20 protein-coding genes and 1 riboswitch are annotated in these 20,911 nt (G+C 69.4%); of the genes, 3 read left to right on the top strand and 17 right to left on the bottom strand.

From position 1 onward, the window contains the following. Window positions 1-8: 8 nt before the first annotated feature. From ABUE11_RS11415 to ABUE11_RS11400, 4 genes are all read right to left on the bottom strand, one after another. The gene (locus ABUE11_RS11415; RefSeq protein WP_367065435.1) at window positions 9-920 is read right to left on the bottom strand and encodes a thiamine phosphate synthase; all 912 of its coding nucleotides are present in this window, start codon (window positions 918-920) and stop codon (window positions 9-11) included. Window positions 921-922: 2 nt separating this feature from the next. Then, a complete protein-coding gene (locus ABUE11_RS11410; RefSeq protein WP_367065434.1) occupies window positions 923-1,738 on the bottom strand; it encodes a thiazole synthase in 816 nt (271 codons plus the stop codon). 245 nt (window positions 1,739-1,983) lie between these two features. Beyond that, the gene (thiS, locus tag ABUE11_RS11405; RefSeq protein WP_367065433.1) at window positions 1,984-2,181 is read right to left on the bottom strand and encodes a sulfur carrier protein ThiS; all 198 of its coding nucleotides are present in this window, start codon (window positions 2,179-2,181) and stop codon (window positions 1,984-1,986) included. Beyond that, window positions 2,178-3,284 carry an FAD-dependent oxidoreductase gene (locus tag ABUE11_RS11400; RefSeq protein WP_367065432.1) on the bottom strand — a complete coding sequence of 369 codons (1,107 nt, stop codon included), beginning with the start codon at window positions 3,282-3,284 and terminating at the stop codon, window positions 2,178-2,180. The genes thiS and ABUE11_RS11400 overlap by 4 nt, the downstream gene beginning before the upstream one ends. A gap of 58 nt (window positions 3,285-3,342) precedes the next feature. After that, a riboswitch (TPP riboswitch) is annotated at window positions 3,343-3,443 on the bottom strand. A 78-nt stretch (window positions 3,444-3,521) separates the two neighbouring features. On the opposite strand from ABUE11_RS11400, the gene thiD reads away from it, so the two are divergent. Continuing rightward, window positions 3,522-4,361 (top strand): bifunctional hydroxymethylpyrimidine kinase/phosphomethylpyrimidine kinase, encoded by an 840-nt coding sequence (thiD, locus tag ABUE11_RS11395; RefSeq protein WP_367065431.1) that lies wholly within the window; start codon window positions 3,522-3,524, stop codon window positions 4,359-4,361. Between the two features lie 63 nt (window positions 4,362-4,424). Here thiD and phoR read toward each other — a convergent pair whose 3' ends face one another. The 7 genes from phoR to pstS all read right to left on the bottom strand — a co-directional run bounded on the left by phoR (window position 4,425) and on the right by pstS (window position 11,184). Beyond that, entirely contained in the window at window positions 4,425-5,777 is a 1,353-nt protein-coding gene (gene phoR / locus ABUE11_RS11390; protein ID WP_367065430.1) for a phosphate regulon sensor histidine kinase PhoR, read from the bottom strand. A gap of 46 nt (window positions 5,778-5,823) precedes the next feature. Beyond that, window positions 5,824-6,525 carry a phosphate regulon transcriptional regulator PhoB gene (phoB, locus tag ABUE11_RS11385; RefSeq protein ID WP_367065429.1) on the bottom strand — a complete coding sequence of 234 codons (702 nt, stop codon included), beginning with the start codon at window positions 6,523-6,525 and terminating at the stop codon, window positions 5,824-5,826. After that, window positions 6,522-7,223, bottom strand: coding sequence for a phosphate signaling complex protein PhoU (phoU, locus tag ABUE11_RS11380; protein ID WP_324427053.1), 702 nt, complete (start codon window positions 7,221-7,223; stop codon window positions 6,522-6,524). The genes phoB and phoU overlap by 4 nt, the downstream gene beginning before the upstream one ends. Before the next feature lie 122 nt (window positions 7,224-7,345). Further along, window positions 7,346-8,125 carry a phosphate ABC transporter ATP-binding protein PstB gene (pstB, locus tag ABUE11_RS11375; protein WP_367065428.1) on the bottom strand — a complete coding sequence of 260 codons (780 nt, stop codon included), beginning with the start codon at window positions 8,123-8,125 and terminating at the stop codon, window positions 7,346-7,348. A gap of 24 nt (window positions 8,126-8,149) precedes the next feature. Further along, window positions 8,150-9,040, bottom strand: coding sequence for a phosphate ABC transporter permease PstA (gene pstA / locus ABUE11_RS11370; protein WP_367065427.1), 891 nt, complete (start codon window positions 9,038-9,040; stop codon window positions 8,150-8,152). After that, a complete protein-coding gene (gene pstC, locus ABUE11_RS11365; protein WP_324427058.1) occupies window positions 9,037-10,035 on the bottom strand; it encodes a phosphate ABC transporter permease subunit PstC in 999 nt (332 codons plus the stop codon). Before pstC ends, pstA begins: the two co-directional genes overlap by 4 nt. A 93-nt stretch (window positions 10,036-10,128) precedes the next feature. Then, entirely contained in the window at window positions 10,129-11,184 is a 1,056-nt protein-coding gene (pstS, locus tag ABUE11_RS11360) for a phosphate ABC transporter substrate-binding protein PstS (RefSeq protein ID WP_367065426.1), read from the bottom strand. A gap of 245 nt (window positions 11,185-11,429) precedes the next feature. Between pstS and ppk2 the strand changes: the two genes are divergently transcribed. Together ppk2 and ppx are read left to right on the top strand one after the other, a co-directional pair. Continuing rightward, window positions 11,430-12,350 carry a polyphosphate kinase 2 gene (ppk2, locus tag ABUE11_RS11355; protein WP_367065425.1) on the top strand — a complete coding sequence of 307 codons (921 nt, stop codon included), beginning with the start codon at window positions 11,430-11,432 and terminating at the stop codon, window positions 12,348-12,350. A 334-nt stretch (window positions 12,351-12,684) separates the two neighbouring features. After that, window positions 12,685-14,157, top strand: coding sequence for an exopolyphosphatase (gene ppx / locus ABUE11_RS11350; protein ID WP_367065424.1), 1,473 nt, complete (start codon window positions 12,685-12,687; stop codon window positions 14,155-14,157). Window positions 14,158-14,257: 100 nt separating this feature from the next. On the opposite strand, the gene ABUE11_RS11345 is transcribed toward ppx, so the two are convergent. From ABUE11_RS11345 to cysD, 6 genes are all read right to left on the bottom strand, one after another. Then, entirely contained in the window at window positions 14,258-14,722 is a 465-nt protein-coding gene (locus tag ABUE11_RS11345) for a histidine phosphatase family protein (protein WP_367065423.1), read from the bottom strand. Then, on the bottom strand, window positions 14,719-16,950 hold the full coding sequence (gene ppk1 / locus ABUE11_RS11340; protein ID WP_367065422.1) for a polyphosphate kinase 1: 2,232 nt from the start codon (window positions 16,948-16,950) through the stop codon (window positions 14,719-14,721). The genes ABUE11_RS11345 and ppk1 overlap by 4 nt, the downstream gene beginning before the upstream one ends. 100 nt (window positions 16,951-17,050) lie before the next feature. Beyond that, on the bottom strand, window positions 17,051-18,118 hold the full coding sequence (locus ABUE11_RS11335) for an NAD(P)/FAD-dependent oxidoreductase (protein ID WP_367065421.1): 1,068 nt from the start codon (window positions 18,116-18,118) through the stop codon (window positions 17,051-17,053). Between the two features lie 14 nt (window positions 18,119-18,132). Beyond that, window positions 18,133-18,456, bottom strand: a complete 324-nt coding sequence (gene fdxA, locus ABUE11_RS11330) for a ferredoxin FdxA (RefSeq protein WP_367065420.1) — start codon at window positions 18,454-18,456, stop codon at window positions 18,133-18,135. A gap of 122 nt (window positions 18,457-18,578) precedes the next feature. Then, window positions 18,579-19,952, bottom strand: coding sequence for a GTP-binding protein (locus ABUE11_RS11325; protein ID WP_367065419.1), 1,374 nt, complete (start codon window positions 19,950-19,952; stop codon window positions 18,579-18,581). Further along, entirely contained in the window at window positions 19,952-20,896 is a 945-nt protein-coding gene (gene cysD / locus ABUE11_RS11320) for a sulfate adenylyltransferase subunit CysD (protein WP_367065418.1), read from the bottom strand. Before cysD ends, ABUE11_RS11325 begins: the two co-directional genes overlap by 1 nt. Between the last annotated feature and the right edge of the window lie 15 nt (window positions 20,897-20,911).

The following is a 20,911-nucleotide window of genomic DNA, read 5'->3' as shown; positions in this document are numbered from 1 at the left end:
CGCCGCCCTCAGCCCCCGAGCGCCGCCATCAGCCGCGCGGCCGCGGCCTCGGGATCGGCGGCGTTGACGATGGCGCGCACCACGGCCACCGAGCCCACGCCCGTGGCCAGCACCTGCGCAAATTGTTCCAGCCCTATGCCGCCGATGGCCACCTGCGGATAGCCGCGCATGAGTCGCGCATAGGCAGCCAGGCGTGCCACGCCCTGGGGCACGGTGGCCATCTTCTTGAGCGTGGTCGGGAACACCGCGCCCATGGCGATGTAGCTCGGGCGCGCCGCGTCGGCGCGCAGCATCTCGGCGTAGCCATGGGTGCTCACGCCCAGGCGCAGGCCGCTGGCGCGCAGCCGCTCGAGGTCATCGGGCGCGAGCGCGTCCAGATCCTCCTGGCCCAGGTGCACGCCGTAGGCGCCGGCGGCGATGGCCTCGCGCCAATGGTCGTTGATGAACAGCAGCGCGGGCGTGCCGCGCACGGCCTCGACCGCGGCACGCACCTCGCGCGCGATGGCGGCGGCGTCGCCCGACTTGTAGCGCAGCTGCACCGTGGGCACGCCGGCGCGCGCCATGCGGCCCACCCAGGCCGCGTCGGGCAGCACGGCATACAGGCCCAGCGCCTGCGGGCAGGGCGCGAAGGCGTTGGCATGCGGGCGCGGCTGCAGGCCGAAGTCCTGCGGCGCGTCGGGCCAGTGGGCGGCGTCGAAGGCGCCCAGGCGCCGCGTCTGCGCGGCCCAGGCGCGCGCCAGGCATTCGGCGTCCTGGGCGATGAAGCCCAGGGTGCTGCAGGCGGCGAGAGCCGCGCGGTAGACGGGCTCGTCCGACGCAGGGGGCGGCGCGGGCTGGGCCGGGAAGTCGGCAAAGGCCGCGCCATGGCTGTCGATGATGGCCCGCTCCATGTCTGCGATGCCGGGCTGGGTCGTGCTCATGGTCAGGCCTTGTCGTGGTGCCAGAATGGCGTGCCCAGCACCGGGGTGCTGGGCTGGGCGCTGTGCTGCTGCTCCATGGCGCCGGACAGGCGCGCCGCGCGGCCCGCGGCCACGGCATCGGCAAAGGCCCCGGCCATGGCCACGGGGTCCTGCGACAGGGCCACGGCGGTGTTCAGCAGCACGCCGTCAAAGCCCCATTCCATGACCGTGCAGGCGTGCGAGGGCAGGCCCAGGCCCGCGTCCACCAGGAGCGGCACGGTCAGGCGCTCGCGCAGCAGCTGCAGCGCATAGGGGTTCATGGGGCCGCGGCCCGTGCCTATGGGCGCGGCCCAGGGCATGACGGCCTGGCAGCCCACGTCGATGAGGCGCTGGCACTGCACCAGGTCCTCGGTGCAATAGGGCAGCACCTGAAAGCCGTCCTTGATGAGGATGGCCGCGGCCTCCACGGTCTGCTGGGTGTCGGGCTGCAGCGTGTAGTCGTCGCCTATGACCTCGAGCTTGATCCAGGGCGTGTCGAACACCTCGCGCGCCATCTGCGCCGTGGTCACGGCCTCCTGCACGCTGTGGCAGCCCGCGGTGTTGGGCAGCACGGGCACGTTCAGGCTCTTGAGCAGGCCCCAGAAGTTGTTGCCGGCATTCGTCGCGTTGATGCCCTGGCGGCGCAGCGAGGCCGTGACCATGGCGGGCCGGGCGCGCTGCACGGCGGCCTCGAGCACGGTGGGCGAGGGATAGCGCGCCGTGCCCAGCAGCAGGCGGCTGGCAAAGGTCTGGCCGTAGAGGACGAGCGGGTCTGGGGCGGTGGCGGTGGTGGTGTTCATCATTCGATCTTCAATTGGGCTCGGTAGCGATATCTGTTGGCCCCGTCATCCCCGCGCAAGCGGGGATCCAGGAGCCACACCAGGCAGTTGATTCGTCACTGCTGTGGATCCCCGCTTGCGCGGGGATGACGGTGGGTTTTGCAAGCATCGCGTGTCATCAAGAGGTATCGCTAATTTATCCTTCAATTTGATAGCTGCTTGCGCTTGCTGAATAAGGGCTGGAGGCTGATTTGATTCGAAATCGCCTAGCCGCCGGTGACGGGGGCGATGACCTCCACCTGGTCGCCCTCGTGCAGCGGGTGGCTGGCGTACTGCGTGCGCGGGACGAAGACCGTGTTCACGGCCACGGCAAACGGTGGCGTGGGCGCGAGCGCGGCGAGCGCGTCCTGCACGCTGGCCGGCTCGGGCAGCTCGGTGGGCTGCTGGTTGATGAAGACGTTCATGCAAAGGCGGGGCCCTCGAGGGCCAGTTCGAACTCGGAGGCGAGCGGCGATTGTCCCCGGTTCAGCAGCTCGAGCGCCACATCGTGCAGCGCGGGCGCCTCCATGAAGCCGTGGCGGTACATGCCGTTGATCTCCAGCACGCGCGGCCGGGCGATGCGGATGGCGGGCCGGTTGTCGGGCAGGGTGGGGCGGCACTGGGTGTTGAGCTCGAGGATGCGCGCCTCGGCAAAGCCGCTGTGGATGGTGTAGGCGGCCGACAGCAGCTCGAGCGCCGAGCGCACGCTCATGGCCGAGCGGTCGTCGGATTCGATCTCGGTCGCGCCTATGACGAACATGTGGTCCTGCTTGGGCGCCACGTAGATCGAGTAGCGCGGGTGAACGAGGCGCGTGGGGCGCGCGAGCGTGACCTCGGGCGCGTGGATGCGCACCACTTCGCCGCGCACGCCGCGCAGCTCGCGCCACTGCGCGCGCGCGCCCAGGCCGCGGCAGTCGATGAGCCAGTCGCAGTCGCCGGCCGTGCCCGGCGCGAAGTCCGTCACCTCGCGCGGGCTGTCGTAGTGCAGCTCCACGCCCAGCTGCCGCATGGCCAGCGTGAGCGCGGCAAACAGCTGGCGGTTGTCGAGCTGCCCCTCGCCGGGCAGCAGCAGGCCCTGGGCGAAGCGGCCGGCCAGGCCCGGGTCGGCCGCGGCCAGACCCGCGGCGTCGAGCGGCTGCATGGCGGGCAGGCCGGGTACCTCGGCGCGCTTGTGCTCGAACAGGCCGCGCAGGCGCGCGGCGTCGCCCGCGTCCTGGCGGTGCCAGACGATGAGCGTGCCCTCGCGCTGCCAGTACACGGGCGCGGGCAGCGGCGCGATGAGCTCGGGCCAGCGCTCGAGCGCATGCTGGCCCATGCGCACGATGCCGGGCTCGGCCACCACGGATTCGGCCAGCGGCGCCACCATGGCCGCGGCCACATGCGCGGCCGCCGCCACGCCCGACGGGCCGCCCGCCTCGTAGACGCGCACGCGATGGCCCTGGCGCGCGAGGCTGGTGGCCATGAGGCTGCCCAGCAGGCCTGCGCCCAGGATGGTGATGGAGGAGGAGGGAGAGAGCAGCTGCTGCATGGTGTCTTGTCCGCAAACCAATCGAAACCGTGAATGGACAAGACAGGCGCCGGAGCAGGTGCTGCGGTTGAAAACTCCCCACGCCAGCATGACCTGGATCGGGTGCGGAGGGTGTTTCTCAGTCGCCCAGTGTGGCTGGGGACACCCCTGTTTCGTCCGTGGACGGGGATTACAGCACAGCAGCCAAGCCCCTGGCCTTGACCTGGGACAGAGCCTGCTTCCGCCATAATTTTTGCCATGAACCACAACCCTCCTGCAGCGCCACGCTACGTGCGCGTACTGACGATCGCCGGCTCCGACAGCGGGGGCGGCGCGGGCATACAGGCCGACCTCAAGACCTTCAGCGCGCTGGGCTGCTTCGGCATGACGGCGATTACCGCCATCACGGCGCAGAACACCGAGGGCGTGCGCGCCATCCACGGCGTGCCGCCCGACATGCTGCGTGCGCAGATCGATGCCGTGGTCGAGGACATAGGCGTCGATGCCGTCAAGATCGGCATGCTGCACGCGCCCGAGGTGGTGCAGGTGGTGGCCGACGCCATCCGCCGTCACCGCCTGCCCAACGTGGTGCTGGACCCGGTGATGGTGGCCACCAGCGGCGACCGCCTGATCGCCGAGGAGACCGTGGCCGTGCTGGTGCGCGAGCTGTTCCCGTTGGCCGCGCTGGTCACGCCCAACTTGGACGAGGGCGGCTGGCTGCTGGGCCGCCCGATCACGCGCGAGGAGGAGCTGGACGCGGCCGCCGGCGACCTGCTGGCGCTGGGCGCGCGCGCCGTGCTGCTCAAGGGCGGCCATCTGCCGGGCGAGCGCGTGGTCGATCTGCTGGCCCTGCCCGGCGGCGAGCGCCACCGCCTGGCCTCGGCGCGCATTGCCACGCACAACGGCCATGGCACGGGCTGCACGCTGTCCTCGGCGATTGCAGCGCATCTGGCGCGCGGCCTGCCGCTGGTGCAGGCGGTGCAGGAGGCGCGCCGCTACATCCTCGGCGCCATTGAGGCCGGGGCCCATGTGCGCACGGGCCGGGGCCATGGGCCGCTCAACCATGGCCATGCGCCGGTGGCGCAGATCGTCGTGTAGCTCAGGCGGGAGCCTCTGACCGCGCTGGGCTCGCACAGCTTGCCCCGGCCTGCCCAGGAACGTTCACACCTTTTCTGAGGCCGCGGCGCCGCGCACCCGCCGCGCGGGAAACAGCGCGCTGAATTCCGAGCCCTGGCCCAGCACGCTGCGGATCTGCAGCGTGGCGCCGTGGCGCTGCAGGCTGTGCTTGACGATGGCCAGGCCCAGGCCCGTGCCGCCAGAGTCGCGCGAGCGGCTGCGGTCCACACGGTAGAAGCGCTCGGTCAGGCGCGGCAGATGCTCGGGCGCGATGCCCGGGCCGCTGTCGCGCACGGCAAAGCGCGCGCCGCCGTCGGGCAGGCATTGCCAGTCCACGCTGATGCTGCCGCCCGCGGGCGTGTAGCGCACGGCGTTGCCGATGAGGTTGGAGAGCGCGCTGTGCAGCTCCTCGGGGTTTCCGGCGAGTGCGCCGCATTGCGCGAGCTGCTGTGCCGTGGGAAACGTCAGGCGCTGGGGTGGGGCGCCCGCTGGCGTGACCTGCGCCGACAGCGTGCGCGCCTCCTGCTCGCAGCGGGCGAGCAGCTGACGCACGTCGGTCCAGTTGTCCAGGCCCGGCAGCGCGCTGCCCTCCAGACGCGAGAGCGTCAGCAGGTCCTGTACCAAGTGCTGCATGCGCTGGGCCTGCTGCGCCATGAGGGCGAGGTAGCGCGCGCGCTCGTCCTCCTCCAGCGGCAGGGTCTGCAGGGTTTCGACAAAGCCTGCCAGCACCGTGAGCGGCGTGCGGATCTCGTGCGAGACATTGGCGACGAAGTCGCGCCGCATGGCGTCGGCCTGCTCGACCTGTGTGATGTCGCGCGAGAGCATGAGCCTGCGCCCCTCGCCATAGGGATGCAGGTGCACCGACAGGCGCACCGGGTGTGTGGATGTGCTGGCGCTCCCGGTCAGCTGCACGTCTTGCCGGAAATCGCCCGCGGCGAGATAGGCGCTGAACTCGGGCGCACGCAGCAGATTGCCTATCGACTGCATGAGGTCGCGCTCGGCGTCCAGGCCGAAATGCTCGGCCGCCGTCTGGTTGCACCATTCGATCTGGCCCCGCGCGTCGAGCAGGATGACGCCGTTGGGCGAGGCCTGCAGCGCCTGCAGAAAGGCCTGCAGGCGCGCATCGCTCGCGGCCACGTGGCGTTCGTGCTGGCGCAGCAGCCGGCGCGTGCGGTCCAGGGCCTCGCCCCACAGGCCGCGCACGCCGTGCAGCACCGGCGGCTCGCCCTGCTGGCGCAGCCAGGCCAGCACGCGCAGGCCGCGCCAGCCCTGCCAGAGCCAGTACAGCCAGGAGCCCAGGGCCACGCCCGCGGCCGCGCCCCAGGGCCCGCCCGCCCAGGCACCCGCCGCGCCGCACAGCAGCTGGACGCAGAGCAGGGTCAGCGCAAGCAGGAACATGATGAAAAATCGGCCTCCGCCCAGTGATGACGGGCGCTTACAGCTATCATTTTTGTTGGTGCTCCTGGGCCGTGATGCGATAGCCCGCGCCGCGCACGGTCTCGACCATGGCGGCGGCCTCGCCCAGGGCCTCGCGCAGGCGCTTGACGTGCACGTCCACGGTGCGCTCCTCGATGTAGACATGGTCGCCCCAGACCTTGTCGAGCAGCTGGCCGCGGCTGTGCACGCGCTCGGCGTTGCGCATCAGGTAGTGCAGCAGCTTGAACTCGGTGGGGCCGAGCTTGAGCGGCTGGCCCGCGTGGCTCACGCGGTGCGTGGCCGGGTCGAGCGAGAGCGCGCCGATGGCCACGCTCTCGCCGCTGTGCTCGGGCGCGCGCCGGCGCAGCACGGCGCGGATGCGCGCGAGCATTTCCTGGGTGGAGAACGGCTTGGTGATGTAGTCATCGGCGCCCGCGTCCAGGCCGGCGATCTTGTCCGGCTCGTCGCCGCGGGCGGTCAGCATGATGATGGGCACGGCGCGCGTGCGCGGGTGGCCGCGCCATTTGCGCGACAGTTCCAGGCCGCTCTGGCCCGGCAGCATCCAGTCGAGCAGGATCATGTCGGGCAGCACGGCGTCGAGCTCGCGCTGGGCGCTGTCGCCGTCCTCGGCCCAGATGGGCGCGAAGCCGTTGTGGCGCAGGTTCACGGAAATCAGCTCGGCAATCGCCGGCTCGTCCTCGACGATCAGGATCGTGGGCAGCTTTCTCATTGGATGGTGGATTCGATGTCGGCGACGGGGCGGTGGCGCACGTCCTTGCCCTCGACGAGGTAGATGATGAGCTCGGCGATGTTCTTGGAATGGTCGCCGATGCGCTCTATGGCCTTGGCCAGGAACAGCAGATCGAGGCTGGCCGAGATGGTGCGCGCGTCCTCCATCATGTAGGTGATGAGCTTGCGCACAAAGCCGTCGAACTCGCGGTCGATGAGGTCGTCCTCCTTGAGGATGGCGACCGCCGCCTTCACGTCCAGGCGCGCGAACGAATCGAGCGCCTTGCGCAGCAGGCCCGAAGCCAGGTCGGCCGCCACGCGCAGGTCGGAGCTTGGCAGCGAGCGCGCCGCGCCGCTTTCGATGATGGAGCGCACCATGCGCGCCATGCGTGCGGCCTCGTCGCCCATGCGCTCGAGGTTGGCCGTGGCCTTGGAGAAGGCCATCAACAGGCGCAGGTCGCGCGCCGTGGGCTGACGCCGCGCGATGATGGTGATGAGCTCGTGGTCGATGTCCACCTCCATCTGGTTGACGCGGCTTTCGATCGACTCGACCTGCGCGGCCGCCTCCAGGCTGAAATGCGAGAGCGCGGCAATCGCCTCGCGGATCTGCGATTCGACGAGGCCCCCGAGCTCCATCACGCGGGCCGAGACCTGGTTGAGTTCGCTGTCGAACTGGGTGGAGAGATGTTTGTCTGTCATGGTGTTCTTTCTTGACTCCCTCTCCCCCTTGGGGGAGAGGGTGGGGGTGAGGGGGGCGCAGCGCCTCTTGCCGAGACCCTCACCCCCGCCCTCTCCCGCACGCGGGAGAGGGAGTTCCGCTGTCAGCCAAAGCGGCCCGTGATGTAGTCTTCCGTTTCCTTGCGCTGGGGCTTGAAGAACATCTGCTCGGTGGCGCCGAACTCCACGAGGTCACCCAGGTACATGTAGGCCGTGTAGTCGCTGCAGCGCGCGGCCTGCTGCATGTTGTGCGTGACGATGACGACGGTGTAGTCGTTCTTGAGCTCGGCGATCAGCTCCTCGATTTTTGCCGTGGAGATGGGGTCGAGCGCCGAGCAGGGCTCGTCGAGCAGCAGCACCTCGGGCAGCACCGCAATGCCGCGCGCGATGCACAGGCGCTGCTGCTGGCCGCCCGACAGGCCCGCGCCGCTTTGCGTGAGCTTGTCCTTGACCTCGTTCCACAGTGCGGCCTTTCTGAGCGCCCATTCGACGCGCTCGTCCATGTCGGACGCGTTCAGGTTCTCGAACAGCTTCACGCCGAAGGCGATGTTGTCGTAGATCGACATCGGGAACGGCGTGGGCTTCTGGAACACCATGCCAACCTTGGCACGTATCAGCGCCACGTCCTGCTTGGACTGCAGCAGGTTCTCGCCGTCCAGCACGATCTGGCCCTCGGCGCGCTGCTCGGGGTAGAGCTCGAACATGCGGTTGAAGGTGCGCAGGAGCGTGGACTTGCCGCAGCCCGATGGCCCGATGAAGGCCGTGACCTTCTTCTCGGGGATGTCCAGGTTGATGCCCTTGAGCGCGTGGAACTTGCCGTAATAGAAGTTCAGGTCACGCACCGCGATCTTGGAGGGCACGGCGGGGGGGGTGGTGGGGGGCATGAATGTCTTCCGGAAAAGAAGGGGTTACTTTTGACGGGTCAGCACGCGCGCCAGGATGTTCAGGCCCAGCACCGCGACGGTGATGAGGAACACGGCCGCCCAGGCGAGCTGTTGCCAGTTCTCGTAGGGGCTCATGGCGAACTTGAAGATGGTCACGGGCAGGTTGGCCAGCGGCTTGGACAGGTCGCCGCTCCAGAACTGGTTGTTCAGCGCGGTGAACAAGAGCGGCGCGGTCTCGCCCGCGATGCGCGCCACGGCCAAGAGCACGCCGGTGATCACGCCGGCGCGGGCGGCGCGCAGCGTCACCATGGTGATGACCTTCCACTTCGGCGTGCCCAGGGCGTAGGCGGCCTCGCGCAGGCTGGCGGGCACGAGCAGCAGCATGTTTTCCGTCGTGCGGATGACCACGGGCACGACGATGAGCGCCAGGGCCACGACGCCGGCCCAGCCGGAGAAGCTCTTGAAGCGCACCACGACCACCGTGTAGACGAACAGGCCGATGACGATGGAGGGCGCCGACAGCAGGATGTCGTTGACGAAGCGCGTGGCCGGCGCCAGCCAGCCGCGCTTGCCATATTCGGCCAGGTAGATGCCGGCCAGAATGCCGACGGGCGTGCCCACGAAGGTGGCCAGCAGCACCATCATGAACGAGCCGTAGAGCGCGTTGGCCAGGCCGCCGGCCTCGTTGGGCGGGGGCGTCATCTCGGTGAACAGCGACAGCGACAGGCCGCCCAGGCCCAGGCGCAGCGTCTCCCAGAGAATCCACACCAGCCAGAACACGCCGAAGGCCATGGCGGCGAGCGACAGCGTCAGCGCCACCCGGTTGACGCGCTTGCGCGCCGCGTAGCGCCGGCCGCGTGCCTGCTCCAGTGCGGCCCGGCTCAGCAATTTTTGTGACGTGGTGGCGGCATTCATGCGCGTGCTCCTTCGGCCTTCTGCAGGCGGGAGAGCAACAGCTTGGAGGCCGACAGCACCACGAAGGTGATGAAGAACAGCACCAGGCCCAGATAGATCAGCGACGCCTGGTGCAGGCCCTCGCCGGCCTCGGCGAACTCGTTGGCCAGGGCCGAGGTGATGCTGTTGGCGGCCTCGAACACCGACAGCGAGGCGAGCTGGTTCATGTTGCCGATCACGAAGGTCACGGCCATGGTCTCACCGAGGGCGCGGCCCAGGCCGAGCATGATGCCGCCGAGCACGCCGGCCTTGGTGTAGGGCAGGACGACCTTCCAGATCACCTCCCAGGTCGTGGCGCCCAGGCCGTAGGCCGATTCCTTGAGGAGCGCCGGAGTCACCTCGAACACATCGCGCATGACCGAGGCGATGAACGGAATGATCATGATCGCGAGGATGATGCCGGCCGACAGAATGCCTATGCCCACGGGCGGGCCCGAGACCAGCGCGCCCAGATAGGGCACGCCCGAGAGCAGGTTCTGCAGCGGCTGCTGCACCCAGGTGGCCAGCAGCGGGCCGAACACCATCAGCCCCCACATGCCATAGACGATGGAGGGCACGGCGGCCAGCAGCTCGATGGCCGTGCCCAGCGGGCGCTTGAGCCAGGCAGGGGACAGCTCGGTGAGGAACAGCGCGATGCCAAAGCTCACGGGCACGGCGATGAAAAGGGCGATGGCCGAGGTGGCCAGCGTGCCGTAGATCATCACCAGGCCGCCGTAGTCGTTCTGCACGGGGTCCCAGGCGCTGCTCGTGAGAAAGCCCAGGCCATAGGTGGTGATGGAGGGCCATGCCCCCACCACGAGAGAAATCAATATGCCCAGCAGCGTGGCCAGCGTGAGCAATGCGGCCGATCGTGCGAGCCAGGCAAAGAGGCGGTCGGCCATGCTGTTGGAGAGCACCGGCCCGCGCGCGGGGGGCAGGGTCTGGCCGGAGCCGGACTGCCGCACGGGCTGCGGCATGGGGGGGGCGGTCAGCGTAATGGACACGGGAATGCCTTTGTGGTCTTGCATGGTGCGGCGGCGGGCGCGATGTGCGCGCCCGCCGCCTGCGGATTATTTCAGCGCGACCGGCGCGGCAGGCGCGACCGGCTTGCCCGCGCCGTCCTTGATCTCGCCCCAGGACTTGTAGATCAGCTCCTTGACGCTGGCAGGCATGGGCACATAGTCCAGGGCGTCGGCCGTGGCGTCGCCGTTCTGGTAGGCCCATTCGAAGAACTTGAGCACCGTGGCGGCCTGCGCCGGCTTGTCCTGGTTCTTGTGCATCAGGATGTAGGTGGCGCTGGTGATGGGCCAGGAGGCCTCGCCGGGCTTGTTGTTGAGCACCTGGTAGAACGAGCGCGACCAGTCCGCGCCCGCGGCAGCGGCCTTGAAGTTGGCGTCGCCCGGGCTCACGAACTTGCCGGCCGCGTTCTGCAGCTGCACGTAGTTCATCTTGTTCTGCTTGACGTAGGCGTACTCCACATAGCCGATGGAGTTGGGCAGGCGGCCCACGAAGGCGGCCACGCCCTCGTTGCCCTTGCCGCCCGCGCCCGTGGGCCAGTTGACGGCCGTGCCTTCGCCGACCTTGGCCTTCCACTCGGGGTTGACCTGGCTCAGGTAGTTGGTGAAGGCGTTGGTCGTGCCCGAGCCGTCGGCGCGGCGCACGGGGGCTATCGTTGCGTCGGGCAGCTTGACGCCGGGGTTGAGCGCGGTGATCGCCGGGTCATTCCACTTGGTGATCTTGCCCAGGTAGATGTCGCCGAGCACGGCGCCCGAGAGCTTGAGCTCGCCGGCCTTGATGCCCGCGATGTTGACCACCGGAATCACGCCGCCGACCACCGTGGGGAACTGCAGCAGGCCCTTCTTGGCCAGTTCCTCATCGGTCAGCGGGGCATCGGAGGCGCCGAAGTCCACGGTCTTGGCATCGATCTGCTTGACGCCCGCGCTCGAGCCCACGGACTGGTAGTTGATCTTCACGCCGGTGGCCTTGTGGTAGTCGGCCGCCCACTTGGAGTACAGCGGCGCGGGAAAGCTGGCACCTGCGCCCGTGGCTTCCTGGGCCATGGCATGGGGCAGCACCGAGGCCGACAGCACACCGGTGACCAGAACGCGGGACAAGGAAAACTTCATGTGGAAACCTCTGCGGTTGTGGAAGGAATGCCGGCGACTGTAGGCAGGCTTTGTGACGGCCGTATGACATGCGGGCGTCGCTCTCAGGGGTTGAAACAAACAGGAAAAAACGGCATTTGCGCTTTACAGACAAGCGCGTGCAGCTATCACAAAAATAGTGAAAGGCAGGTCCATGAGGCTGCTGTCATGAAGTTTTCACAGGCGCTGCCTACGCTGCGCGCAGCCCGTGAACGTGAAAGACGACCATGACCTTCGACAACACCGATGAACTGTTGCAGCGTATCGAGAGCGACCTGCTCGACGGCCTGGACGAGGAGCTGGAGCTGGAGATCGAAGACCGCCCGCCCTCGGGCGTGGGCGCCCAGGACGGCGGCCCGCCCCGGCGCGAGGCCCATGAGCGGCGCGTGGCCTACTTCAAGGAGTTGTTTCGCCTGCAGGGCGAGCTCGTGAAGCTGCAGGACTGGGTGGCATCGACGCGGCAGAAGGCCGTCATCGTCTTCGAGGGGCGCGACGCCGCGGGCAAGGGCGGTGTCATCAAGCGCATCACCCAGCGCCTGAACCCGCGCGTGTGCCGTGTCGTGGCGCTGCCCGCGCCCAACGACCGCGAGCGCACGCAGTGGTACTTTCAGCGCTACGCGGCCCACCTGCCCGCGGCCGGCGAGATGGTGCTGTTCGACCGCAGCTGGTACAACCGCGCCGGGGTCGAGCGCGTCATGGGCTTTTGTTCCGACGAGGAGTACGAGGAGTTCTTCCGCTCCGTGCCCGAGTTCGAGCGCATGCTGGTGCGCTCGGGCATACGCGTCATCAAGTACTGGTTCTCCATCACCGACGAGGAGCAGCACCTGCGCTTTCTCGGGCGCATCCACGACCCGCTCAAGCAGTGGAAGCTCAGCCCCATGGACCTCGAGAGCCGCCGCCGCTGGGAGGACTACACGCGCGCCAAGGAGGCGATGCTCGAGCAGACGCATATCCCCGAGGCGCCCTGGTGGGTGGTGCCGGCCGACGACAAGAAGCAGGCCCGGCTCAACTGCATCAGCCACCTGCTGTCGCAGTTCCCCTACGCCGAGGTGCAGCGCCCCCAGGTGCTGCTGCCCGAGCGCGTGCGCAACGCCGACTACATCCGCCACCCGGTTCCGCCGGACATGCTGGTGCCGCAGCGGTATTGAGGCGGCGCGCGCTCCCGGGCTGCTATCCTGCGCGGCATGGTTCAACGTGTCGATGCAGCGGCCTTGGCCGCAGCCTGTGCCGGTCCCCATCACCAGTCTCCGTCACCAGTCCCCGTCAACAGTCCCCGTCATCCCCGCGAACGCGGGGATCCACCGCGGTGACGAAACGACGGCCGCGTCGCACCTCGATCCCCGCCTGCGCGGGAATGACGGGTGTGGCGCACCCGGTGGCACCTCGATCGCGTTCGCTGGGATGACGGCCATTGCCGACACTGCACGGCACATCTTCCACAAAGTTCATTGAGTCATTCAACGCCCGTGGGGGCGCAACACCATGCAAGAAGGAACATTGCTCGCTGCCGTAGACCTCGGCTCCAACAGCTTTCGCCTCGAAATCGGCCGCTACGAGCATGGCTACATCCAGCGCGTGCACTACCTCAAGGAAACCGTGCGCCAGGGCGCGGGGCTCGATGAGGACCGCAACCTCAGCGCCCAGGCCCTGCAGCGCGGCTGGGACTGCCTCGAGCGCTTTGCCGAGCGCCTGCAGGGCGTGGCCCCCGCGCAGGTGCGGGCCGTGGCCACGCAGACCCTGCGCGAGGCGCGCAACCGCGACGAGTTCATCGCGCGCGGCAGCGCGCTGCTCGGCCACCCCATCGAGGTCGTCAGCGGCCCCGAGGAGGCGCGCCTGATCTACCAGGGCGTGTCGCATCTGCTGCCGCCCTCCGAGGAGCGGCGCCTGGTGCTCGACATCGGAGGGCGCTCGACCGAGCTCATCCTGGGCCGGCAGTACGAGGCGCAGGACATGACCTCGCTGCGCCTGGGCAGCGTGGCCTGGTCCACGCGCTTCTTTGCCGAGGGCCAGCTCACCGAGCGCGCCTTCGCGGACGCCCAGACGGCCGCCAGGGCGCAGATAGACGAGGTGCAGGCGCTGTTTCGGCGCTCGCTCTGGGACGTGGCCTATGGCTCATCGGGGACGGTCGGTGCCGTGGGCGACATCCTGGCCCAGTGCGGCCGCACGGCGGGACGCATTCAGCGCGCGGACCTGCTCTGGCTGGAGCAGCAGCTGCTGCGCGCGGGCCATGTGAGCCGCGTGCAGCTCGCCGGGCTCAAGGACGACCGCCGTCCCGTGATCGGCGGCGGGCTGTGCGTGCTGCGGGCGCTGTTCGACGCGCTCGATATCGAGGAGCTGCAGGTCGCCCAGGGCGCGCTGCGCCAGGGCGTTCTCTACGACATGGTGAGCCGCGAGTCCCCCGCGACGGACCTGCGCTCGGCCGCCGTGGCGGCCCTGTCGCGGCGCTTCTGTGTGGACGAGGCCCAGGCCCGGCGCGTCGCCGACGTGGCCATGCGGCTGTTTGCACAGGTGGCCCCCGGCCAGGATGCCGTGGCCCAGCAGCTGGGCTGGGCCGCTGAGCTGCACGAGCTCGGCTGCCGCATCGCCCACAGCGGCTATCACCGCCATGGCGCCTACATCCTCGAGCACACCGACGCCGCGGGCTTCGCCCAGGGCGAGCTCGAGGCCCTGGCACGCCTGGTGCGCGCGCACCGCGGCAAGCTGCGCAAGCTCGAGCTGGACTGGGAGGACGCGGGCTTCATGCTGCAGCTTGCCTGCCTGCGCCTGGCGGTTGCCCTGTGCCACGCGCGCTGCATGCCCGACATGCAGGGCATGGAGCTCGTGCGCCGCGGCCAGCGGCTGCAGTTGTGCACGCGCGCGGGCTGGGCCGCGGCCTATCCCCAGTCGGCCCATCTGCTGCGCGACGAATGCGAGGACTGGCAGCGCACGCCCTGGGCCGTGGGCGTGCAGGACTGAAAAAGGCGCGCAGCCAATGCTCCCTCTCCCGCACGCGGGAGAGGGTGGGGGTGAGGGAGAAGGCCCACGCCAGGCAAGCGCGGGGTGCCATGAACGGCGTTTACAGATAGTTGGGCGTCATCACGGCGAGCAGCACGGTTTCGCTCTGCTCGAGGCGCTGGCGCTGGCGCAGCCACCAGACCGAACCCTTGCGTATGGAACAGGCGCCGCTGCCCATGCCCAGCAGCCGGGCAGCCGTCTGGCCCAACTGGGGCTGGTGGCCCACGACCAGCACGGCGCCCTTGGCCCGGGGCCATTGCACGAGTTCGAGCAGGTCCTCGGGCAGGCCGCCGGGCAGCAGCTCGGCGCGGCGCTTGAACTTGCGCTTGAGCGCCAGGGCCGTCTGCTCGGCACGCAGGGCCGGGCTGGACATGACGCGCAGGCCGTCGGGCAGCTGGCGATCGAGCCATGCGGCCATGCGTGCGGCCTGTTTTTCACCGCGCGGCGTCAGGGCGCGGGTGAGGTCGTCCTGGCCTTCGCGGCCGTCATGTGCCTCGGCGTGACGCCACAGGATGAGGTCCATCATTTGCGCTTCTTGCGGGCTGCCTTGGGCGCCTGCGCGTAGCGCGCCATGAGCGCGGCCTGCGCGCCCGCGCCGTCCGGCGTGCAGGCGGGCGGGGTGTAGCGGCCGTCCGGGCCTTGCAGCCATGCGCCTTGGTCGTCGTGCAGGTAGGCCGTGAGGCATTCGTCGATGATGCGCTGGCGCAGCGCGGGGTCGGTGACGGGCCAGGCCAGCTCCACACGGCGCAGCATGTTGCGGTTCATCCAGTCGGCGCTCGACAGGTACAGGTCCTCATGGTCGCCCGCGCCGAAGTAGAACACCCGCGTGTGCTCGAGAAAGCGCCCGATGACCGAGCGCACGCGGATGTTGTCCGTGACGCCCGGCAGCTGCGCCGGCAGCATGCAGGCGCCGCGCACGATGAGGTCGATGTGCGCGCCCTGCTGCCCGGCACGCACCAGGGCGCGCATCAGGGCCTCGTCGGTCAGGGCGTTCATCTTGAGCACGATGCGCGCGTACCGGCGCTCGCGTGCGGCCTGGCCGACTTGGTCGATCTTCTCGAGCATGCGCCTTTGCAGCTGGAACGGCGCGAGCATGAGTCGGCGCAGCCGGGGCGGGCGGTTCTGGCTGGCCAGGTGGTTGAAGACGCCATCCATGTCGGCCGTGATGTCCTCGTCGGCCGTGAGCAGTCCCAGATCGGTGTACAGGCGCGCCGTGCGCGGGTTGTAGTTGCCGGTGGACAGGTGGCCGTAGCGGCGCAGCGTGCGCCCCTCGCGGCGCGTGACGAGCAGCATCTTGGCGTGGGTCTTGAGGCCGACCACGCCGTACACCACCTGCGCGCCTATGGCCTCGAGGGCCTCTGCCCAGTTGATGTTGGCCTCCTCGTCAAAGCGGGCCTTGAGCTCGACCACGGCCATGACCTCCTTGCCGCGGCGCACGGCCTCGCGCAGCAGCTCCATGAGCTCGGAGTCGGCGCCCGTGCGGTAGATGGTCTGCTTGATGACGAGCACGTCGGGGTCGTTGACGGCCTCGCGCAGAAAGGCGAGCACGGCGTCGAAGCTCTCGAAGGGGTGGTGCAGCAGCAGGTCGCGTTCGCGCATCTGCTCCATGACGGGCATGCCCGCCACCATGGCCTGGGGCCAGGCCCCGCGCCAGGGGGGAAACAGCAGCGCCGCATTGCCCGCGAGGTCCACGAGCTGCGACAGGCGCACGAGGTTCACCGGGCCGGGCACGCGAAACACGGCCGCGGGCGCGAGGCCGAACTGCGTCTGCAGGAAGTCCGAGAGAAAGCGCGAGCAGCCCGCCGACACCTCCAGCCGCACGGCCTGGCCGAAGTGGCGCTGCTGCAGGCCCTGGCGCAGGGCGGTGCGCAGGTTGCGCACGTCCTCCTCGTCCACGGCCAGGTCGGAGTGGCGCGTGACGCGAAACTGCGAGAACTCCGTCACCTCGCGGCCCGGGAACAGCTCCTCGAGGTGCGCGCGGATGACGCTCGAGAGCAGCACGAACAGCTGCTCCTTGGGCGGCGCCACGCGCGCGGGCATGCGGATGACGCGCGGCAGAGCGCGCGGCACGCGCACGATGGCGACCTCGTTGGCGCGGCCAAAGGCATCCTGGCCTTTGAGGCGCACGATGAAGTTGAGCGACTTGTTGGCGACGCGCGGAAACGGATGGGCCGGGTCCAGCCCCACGGGCACGAGCAGGGGGCGCACCTGGCGCTGGAAGTAGTCCTGCACCCAGCGGCGCTGCTCGGCGTTGCGCTCGCCATGCGAGACGATGCGCAGCCCCTGCGCGGCCAGGGCCGGTGTCAGGGTCTCGTTGTAGAGCCGGTACTGGCGCGCCACCAGACTCTGGGCATGGGCCATGAGCGCCTCGAACGCGGCGCTGGTGACGGCGCCGGCCGCGTTCTCGCCATGGGGGCCATGGGTGCCATGGGGACCGGGGCTGTGCGCGGCGGCGCGCACCTCGAAGAACTCGTCGAGGTTGGAGGAGACGATGCACAGGTAGCGCAGCCGCTCGAGCAGCGGCACGTCGGCGCGCTCGGCCCAGTGAAAGACGCGCTCGTTGAAGGCCAGGATGCTCTGGTCGCGATCGAGGAAGCTCAGCCGCGCCGGGGGCGCAGGGGGCGTTGCGGCCGCCGGAGGAGCGGGTGGGGTTGCGGCCGTCGGGGGCGGCAGTTCTGCGGGCTGCAGGGGAACGGTGGCGGCCTCGACGCGTTCGGCAGCGGCGAGGGGATCGGGAGGCGTGAAGGAGAGCATGTATCAGGCTGCGGAGAGCGACCTGACGAGTATCGAAATGACATGTGTCAATACGATGACATTTTCATGGCATCGCCGTGACAGCCGCGTGACGAGGTGCTCAGCTGTCGCCTGGCGCCACGCCCAGCAGGTCCTGCAGCCGCCTGCTGCTGGTCGTGTATTCCAGCGGGATGCTGCCGCCGGCCAGCCATTCGGCGGCGCCGAAGGCGGCCAGCGTGGCCTCGTGAAAGGCGCTCACGATGAGCTTGCGCTTGCCGGGGTAGCTGATGGCGTCGCCCACGGCGTAGATGCCGGGCATGCTGGTGGCCATGGTGGCCGGGTCCACCACGAGCTGCTTGCGCTCAAGCTGCAGGCCCCAGTCGGCAATTGGCCCCAGGCGCGGCACCAGGCCCAGGCGCACGACGAGGCGGTCGGCGGGTATCTGCCGCGGCTGGCCGTCGGGGGTGATGATTTCCAGCGCCGCAAGCCGCTCCTGGCGTTGCACGATGGCGCTGGCCACGCCGACCGCGACCTCGATGCGCCCGGCCGCGCGCAGCGCCTGCAGTTCCTCGAGCAGCGCGGGTGGGGCCTCGAACTGGTCGCGCCGGTGCTGCAGCGTGACATGCGCGGCGCGCAGCGCCTCGGGCGCCGTGGCGCAGGCGATGGCCTGCCGCACGGCCGCCTCGCCGCCGCCATGCACTAGCACGCGCAGGCCCGTCAGGCGGGTGTCGGCGGCCAGCGCGTGCAGCATCTGCGTGCCGGCAAACGCCTCCAGGCCGGGCAGCTTGAGCGCGCGCGGCTCGAAGGCGCCCACGCCGCTGGCGATGAACACTGCGCGCGCATGCAGCCGCGTGCCATGGGCGCCGGCCACGAGAAAGCCCCCCTGGGCCAGGGGCTCGATGTGGTTGACGCGCTGGCCCAGGTGCCAGCCGGGTGCGAACGGGCGGATCTGCGCGCACAGGCGCTGCACCAGCTCATGGCCGGTGCAGGCGGCCATGGCCGGAATGTCGTAGATGGGTTTGTCGCCGTAGAGCTCGGCGCATTGCCCGCCCGCGAAGGGAAGGGCATCGAACAGATGCGTGCGCAGGCCCTGCAGGCCGAGCTGAAAGACCTGGAACAGGCCGGCCGGGCCCGCGCCGATGATCACGGCATCGGTTGTTGCGGGCGCGTTGCCTGCGGCGGGTTGCATGAAGGGGGCCTGGATCAGCGCTCCAGATGTTGCAGCTTGCCCGGCGTGCCGTTCCACTCGTCGGCGTCGGGCAGGGCGGCCTTGCGCTTGGTGATGCTCTTGAACTTGGGCGTGAGCTCGGCGTTCAGCTTGATGAAGGACAACTGGTCGCTGGGCAGGTCCTCCTCGGCAAAGATGGCGTTGGCGGGGCACTCGGGCACGCAGACGGCACAGTCGATGCACTCATCGGGGTCGATCACGAGGAAGTTCGGGCCTTCGCGGAAGCAGTCCACCGGGCACACATCCACGCAATCGGTGTATTTGCACTTGATGCAGTTTTCGACAACGACGTGGGTCATGGGATCTCTGTAGGTATAGCTATTGGGTGTAACCCGCAATTCTAGGGCCATGGTCGTCCCGAGAGGCGGGACGACCATGCCTGTGGCGCGGAAACATTGACGGCAGTCAAGCCGCGAGGGGCCTATCGCACGAGCACCGCGCCCGCCGTCTTGTGGCTGGCCGTGTCGACCAGGATGAGCGAGCCCAGCACGCGTGCGCGCTCAAACGGCGCCGCGGGCAGGGGCTCCTGCAGCAGCAGTTCCACATGGCCTATGGCGTTGGGCGCAAGCTGCTCGGCCTGCTGCTCGGCCAGGGTGTGGATGTCGAGCTGGTGCACCACGCGGCGCACCTTGGCCTTGACCCAGCGGTGGCCATGCAGCGCCCAGTACACGCGGCCGACGACCAGGGGCTCGTCGTCCATCCAGGCGACGGTGGCCTCGATCTCGCGCCGCGCGGGCCAGGGGCTTTGCGGCGCGGGGGTGTCGAAGTCGTCCTCGGTGGCCTGCACGGCAGCGGGCGCGGCCAGCAGCCAGTCGCCGCGCGAGACGTCCACCTCGCGGTCGAGCACTATGCCCGCCGACAGACCCGCGGCCACGTCCTGCGGGCGGCGCGCGTGGTCGAGCACCTGGGCGATGCGTGCGCTCTGGCCGCTGGGGAAGACCTGCACCTGCGCGCCCACCTGGGCGCCGCCGGCGGCGATGCGGCCCCAGAACACGCGCCGGCCCTGGGAGGTGTCGGCCGAGGAGGAGGCGGACTTTTCCACCCACTGCACGGGGAAGGCCAGGGGCAGGGCGGTGTCGGCGGGCTGGTTGGGCAGGCGCTCGAGGATTTGCAGCAGGCTCGGGCCCTCGTAGCCGCCCCAGCCGGGCTCCGGCGTGACCACGTTCCAGCCCTTCAGGGCCGAGACGGGCACGGTGGCGGCGACCTCTATGCCCGCCTCCTGCGCAAAGCGCGCGAGCGCGGCGCGGATATGGGCGAAGGCCAGGGCCGGGTCGGCCACGGCGTCGAGCTTGTTCACGGCGAACACCAGCGAGTGCACGCGCAGCAGGTGCACCAGCAGGCTGTGGCGGCGCGTCTGTGCGAGCAGTTGCAGGGCGGGGCTTTGCCAATCGAGCTTGGTGGCATCGACCAGCACCACGGCCGCGTCGGCCTGCGATGCGGCCGTGACCATGTTGCGCGTGTACTGCTCGTGGCCGGGGGCGTCGCCGATGATGAACTTGCGCTCCTCGGTGGCGAAGTAGCGGTAGGCCACGTCGATGGTGATGCCCTGCTCGCGCTCGGCCGACAGGCCGTCGGTGAGCAGCGCGAGATCCACCTCGCCCGAGCGCGTGACGCCGGCGATGTGGTCCTGCAGCACGGCGCGGCTGTCGACCAAGAGGCGCCCGATCAGCGTGCTCTTGCCGTCGTCCACGCTGCCGCAGGTGATGAAGCGCAGGGCGGATGCATGGTCATTTATGCCGTTGGCGCTTGCCTGGAGCGCGCCGGTAGCTATCGTAGTCATAGTGTTCGTGCTCATCAGAAATACCCGTCCTTCTTGCGCTTTTCCATCGAGGCGTCGCTGGTCTTGTCGTCCATGCGCGTGGCCCCGCGCTCGCTGACCTCGGCCGCCAGGGTCTCGACGACGATGTCTGCGGCGCTGGCGGCCGGGCTCTCCACGGGGCAGGTGCAGGTGATGTCGCCCACGGTGCGAAAGCGCACGGTGCGGGTCTCGATCTGTTCGCCCTCCTTGGCCGGCGTCAGCGGCGTGACGGGCACCAAGAGGCCCCGGCGCTCGACCACCTGGCGCTGGTGGGCGTAGTACAGGCTGGGCAGGGCGATGTTCTCGCGGTCGATGTATTGCCAGACGTCGAGCTCGGTCCAATTGCTGATCGGAAAGACGCGGAAATGCTCGCCCGGCGCCAGGCGCGTGTTGAACAGCGTCCATAGCTCGGGGCGCTGGGCCTTCGGTTGCCATTGGCCAAAGCTGTCGCGGTGCGAAAAGATGCGCTCCTTGGCGCGGGCCTTTTCCTCGTCGCGGCGCGCGCCGCCGATCAGCGCGTCGAAGCGGAATTCCTCGATGGCCTCGAGCAGCGTGACCGACTGGTGCACGTTACGGCTCTCGCCGGGGTGGGACAGGCGCACCGTGCCGCGCGCCATGGAATCCTCCACGCTGCGCACGATGAGCTCGGCGCCCAATTCTTTAGCGCGAAAGTCGCGGAAGTCGGTCACCTCGGGGAAGTTGTGGCCGGTGTCGATCATCAGGAGCGGGTAGGGGATGCGGCCTGTGCCAAATGCCTTCTCCGCGCACTTGAGCATGACCAGCGAATCCTTGCCGCCCGAGAACAGCAGGGCCGGGCGCTCGAAGGCGGCGGCGACCTCGCGCAGGATGAAGATGGTTTCCTCCTCGAGCGCATCGAGGTGGCGGTTGCTCAGGTGGTGGGCGGCGGGTTGCAGCACGGCGGTGTCGGTACGGGCGTTCATCGTTGGGTTTCCGGC

This window comes from Oryzisolibacter sp. LB2S (assembly GCF_040732315.1).
Lineage (GTDB): Bacteria > Pseudomonadota > Gammaproteobacteria > Burkholderiales > Burkholderiaceae_C > Alicycliphilus > Alicycliphilus soli.
Note: the sequence above shows the minus strand (reverse complement) of the source record. Positions and strands in the feature narration are given on the sequence as shown.

What these genes read in the sequence shown, in the direction of transcription:
- ABUE11_RS11415 (WP_367065435.1), bottom strand. Translation starts at nt 920, where the DNA reads ATGAGCACGACCCAGCCCGGCATCGCAGACATGGAGCGGGCCATCATC.
- ABUE11_RS11410 (WP_367065434.1), bottom strand. Translation starts at nt 1,738, where the DNA reads ATGAACACCACCACCGCCACCGCCCCAGACCCGCTCGTCCTCTACGGC.
- thiS (WP_367065433.1), bottom strand. Translation starts at nt 2,181, where the DNA reads ATGAACGTCTTCATCAACCAGCAGCCCACCGAGCTGCCCGAGCCGGCC.
- ABUE11_RS11400 (WP_367065432.1), bottom strand. Translation starts at nt 3,284, where the DNA reads ATGCAGCAGCTGCTCTCTCCCTCCTCCTCCATCACCATCCTGGGCGCA.
- thiD (WP_367065431.1), top strand. Translation starts at nt 3,522, where the DNA reads ATGAACCACAACCCTCCTGCAGCGCCACGCTACGTGCGCGTACTGACG.
- phoR (WP_367065430.1), bottom strand. Translation starts at nt 5,777, where the DNA reads ATGTTCCTGCTTGCGCTGACCCTGCTCTGCGTCCAGCTGCTGTGCGGC.
- phoB (WP_367065429.1), bottom strand. Translation starts at nt 6,525, where the DNA reads ATGAGAAAGCTGCCCACGATCCTGATCGTCGAGGACGAGCCGGCGATT.
- phoU (WP_324427053.1), bottom strand. Translation starts at nt 7,223, where the DNA reads ATGACAGACAAACATCTCTCCACCCAGTTCGACAGCGAACTCAACCAG.
- pstB (WP_367065428.1), bottom strand. Translation starts at nt 8,125, where the DNA reads ATGCCCCCCACCACCCCCCCCGCCGTGCCCTCCAAGATCGCGGTGCGT.
- pstA (WP_367065427.1), bottom strand. Translation starts at nt 9,040, where the DNA reads ATGAATGCCGCCACCACGTCACAAAAATTGCTGAGCCGGGCCGCACTG.
- pstC (WP_324427058.1), bottom strand. Translation starts at nt 10,035, where the DNA reads ATGCCGCAGCCCGTGCGGCAGTCCGGCTCCGGCCAGACCCTGCCCCCC.
- pstS (WP_367065426.1), bottom strand. Translation starts at nt 11,184, where the DNA reads ATGAAGTTTTCCTTGTCCCGCGTTCTGGTCACCGGTGTGCTGTCGGCC.
- ppk2 (WP_367065425.1), top strand. Translation starts at nt 11,430, where the DNA reads ATGACCTTCGACAACACCGATGAACTGTTGCAGCGTATCGAGAGCGAC.
- ppx (WP_367065424.1), top strand. Translation starts at nt 12,685, where the DNA reads ATGCAAGAAGGAACATTGCTCGCTGCCGTAGACCTCGGCTCCAACAGC.
- ABUE11_RS11345 (WP_367065423.1), bottom strand. Translation starts at nt 14,722, where the DNA reads ATGATGGACCTCATCCTGTGGCGTCACGCCGAGGCACATGACGGCCGC.
- ppk1 (WP_367065422.1), bottom strand. Translation starts at nt 16,950, where the DNA reads ATGCTCTCCTTCACGCCTCCCGATCCCCTCGCCGCTGCCGAACGCGTC.
- ABUE11_RS11335 (WP_367065421.1), bottom strand. Translation starts at nt 18,118, where the DNA reads ATGCAACCCGCCGCAGGCAACGCGCCCGCAACAACCGATGCCGTGATC.
- fdxA (WP_367065420.1), bottom strand. Translation starts at nt 18,456, where the DNA reads ATGACCCACGTCGTTGTCGAAAACTGCATCAAGTGCAAATACACCGAT.
- ABUE11_RS11325 (WP_367065419.1), bottom strand. Translation starts at nt 19,952, where the DNA reads ATGAGCACGAACACTATGACTACGATAGCTACCGGCGCGCTCCAGGCA.
- cysD (WP_367065418.1), bottom strand. Translation starts at nt 20,896, where the DNA reads ATGAACGCCCGTACCGACACCGCCGTGCTGCAACCCGCCGCCCACCAC.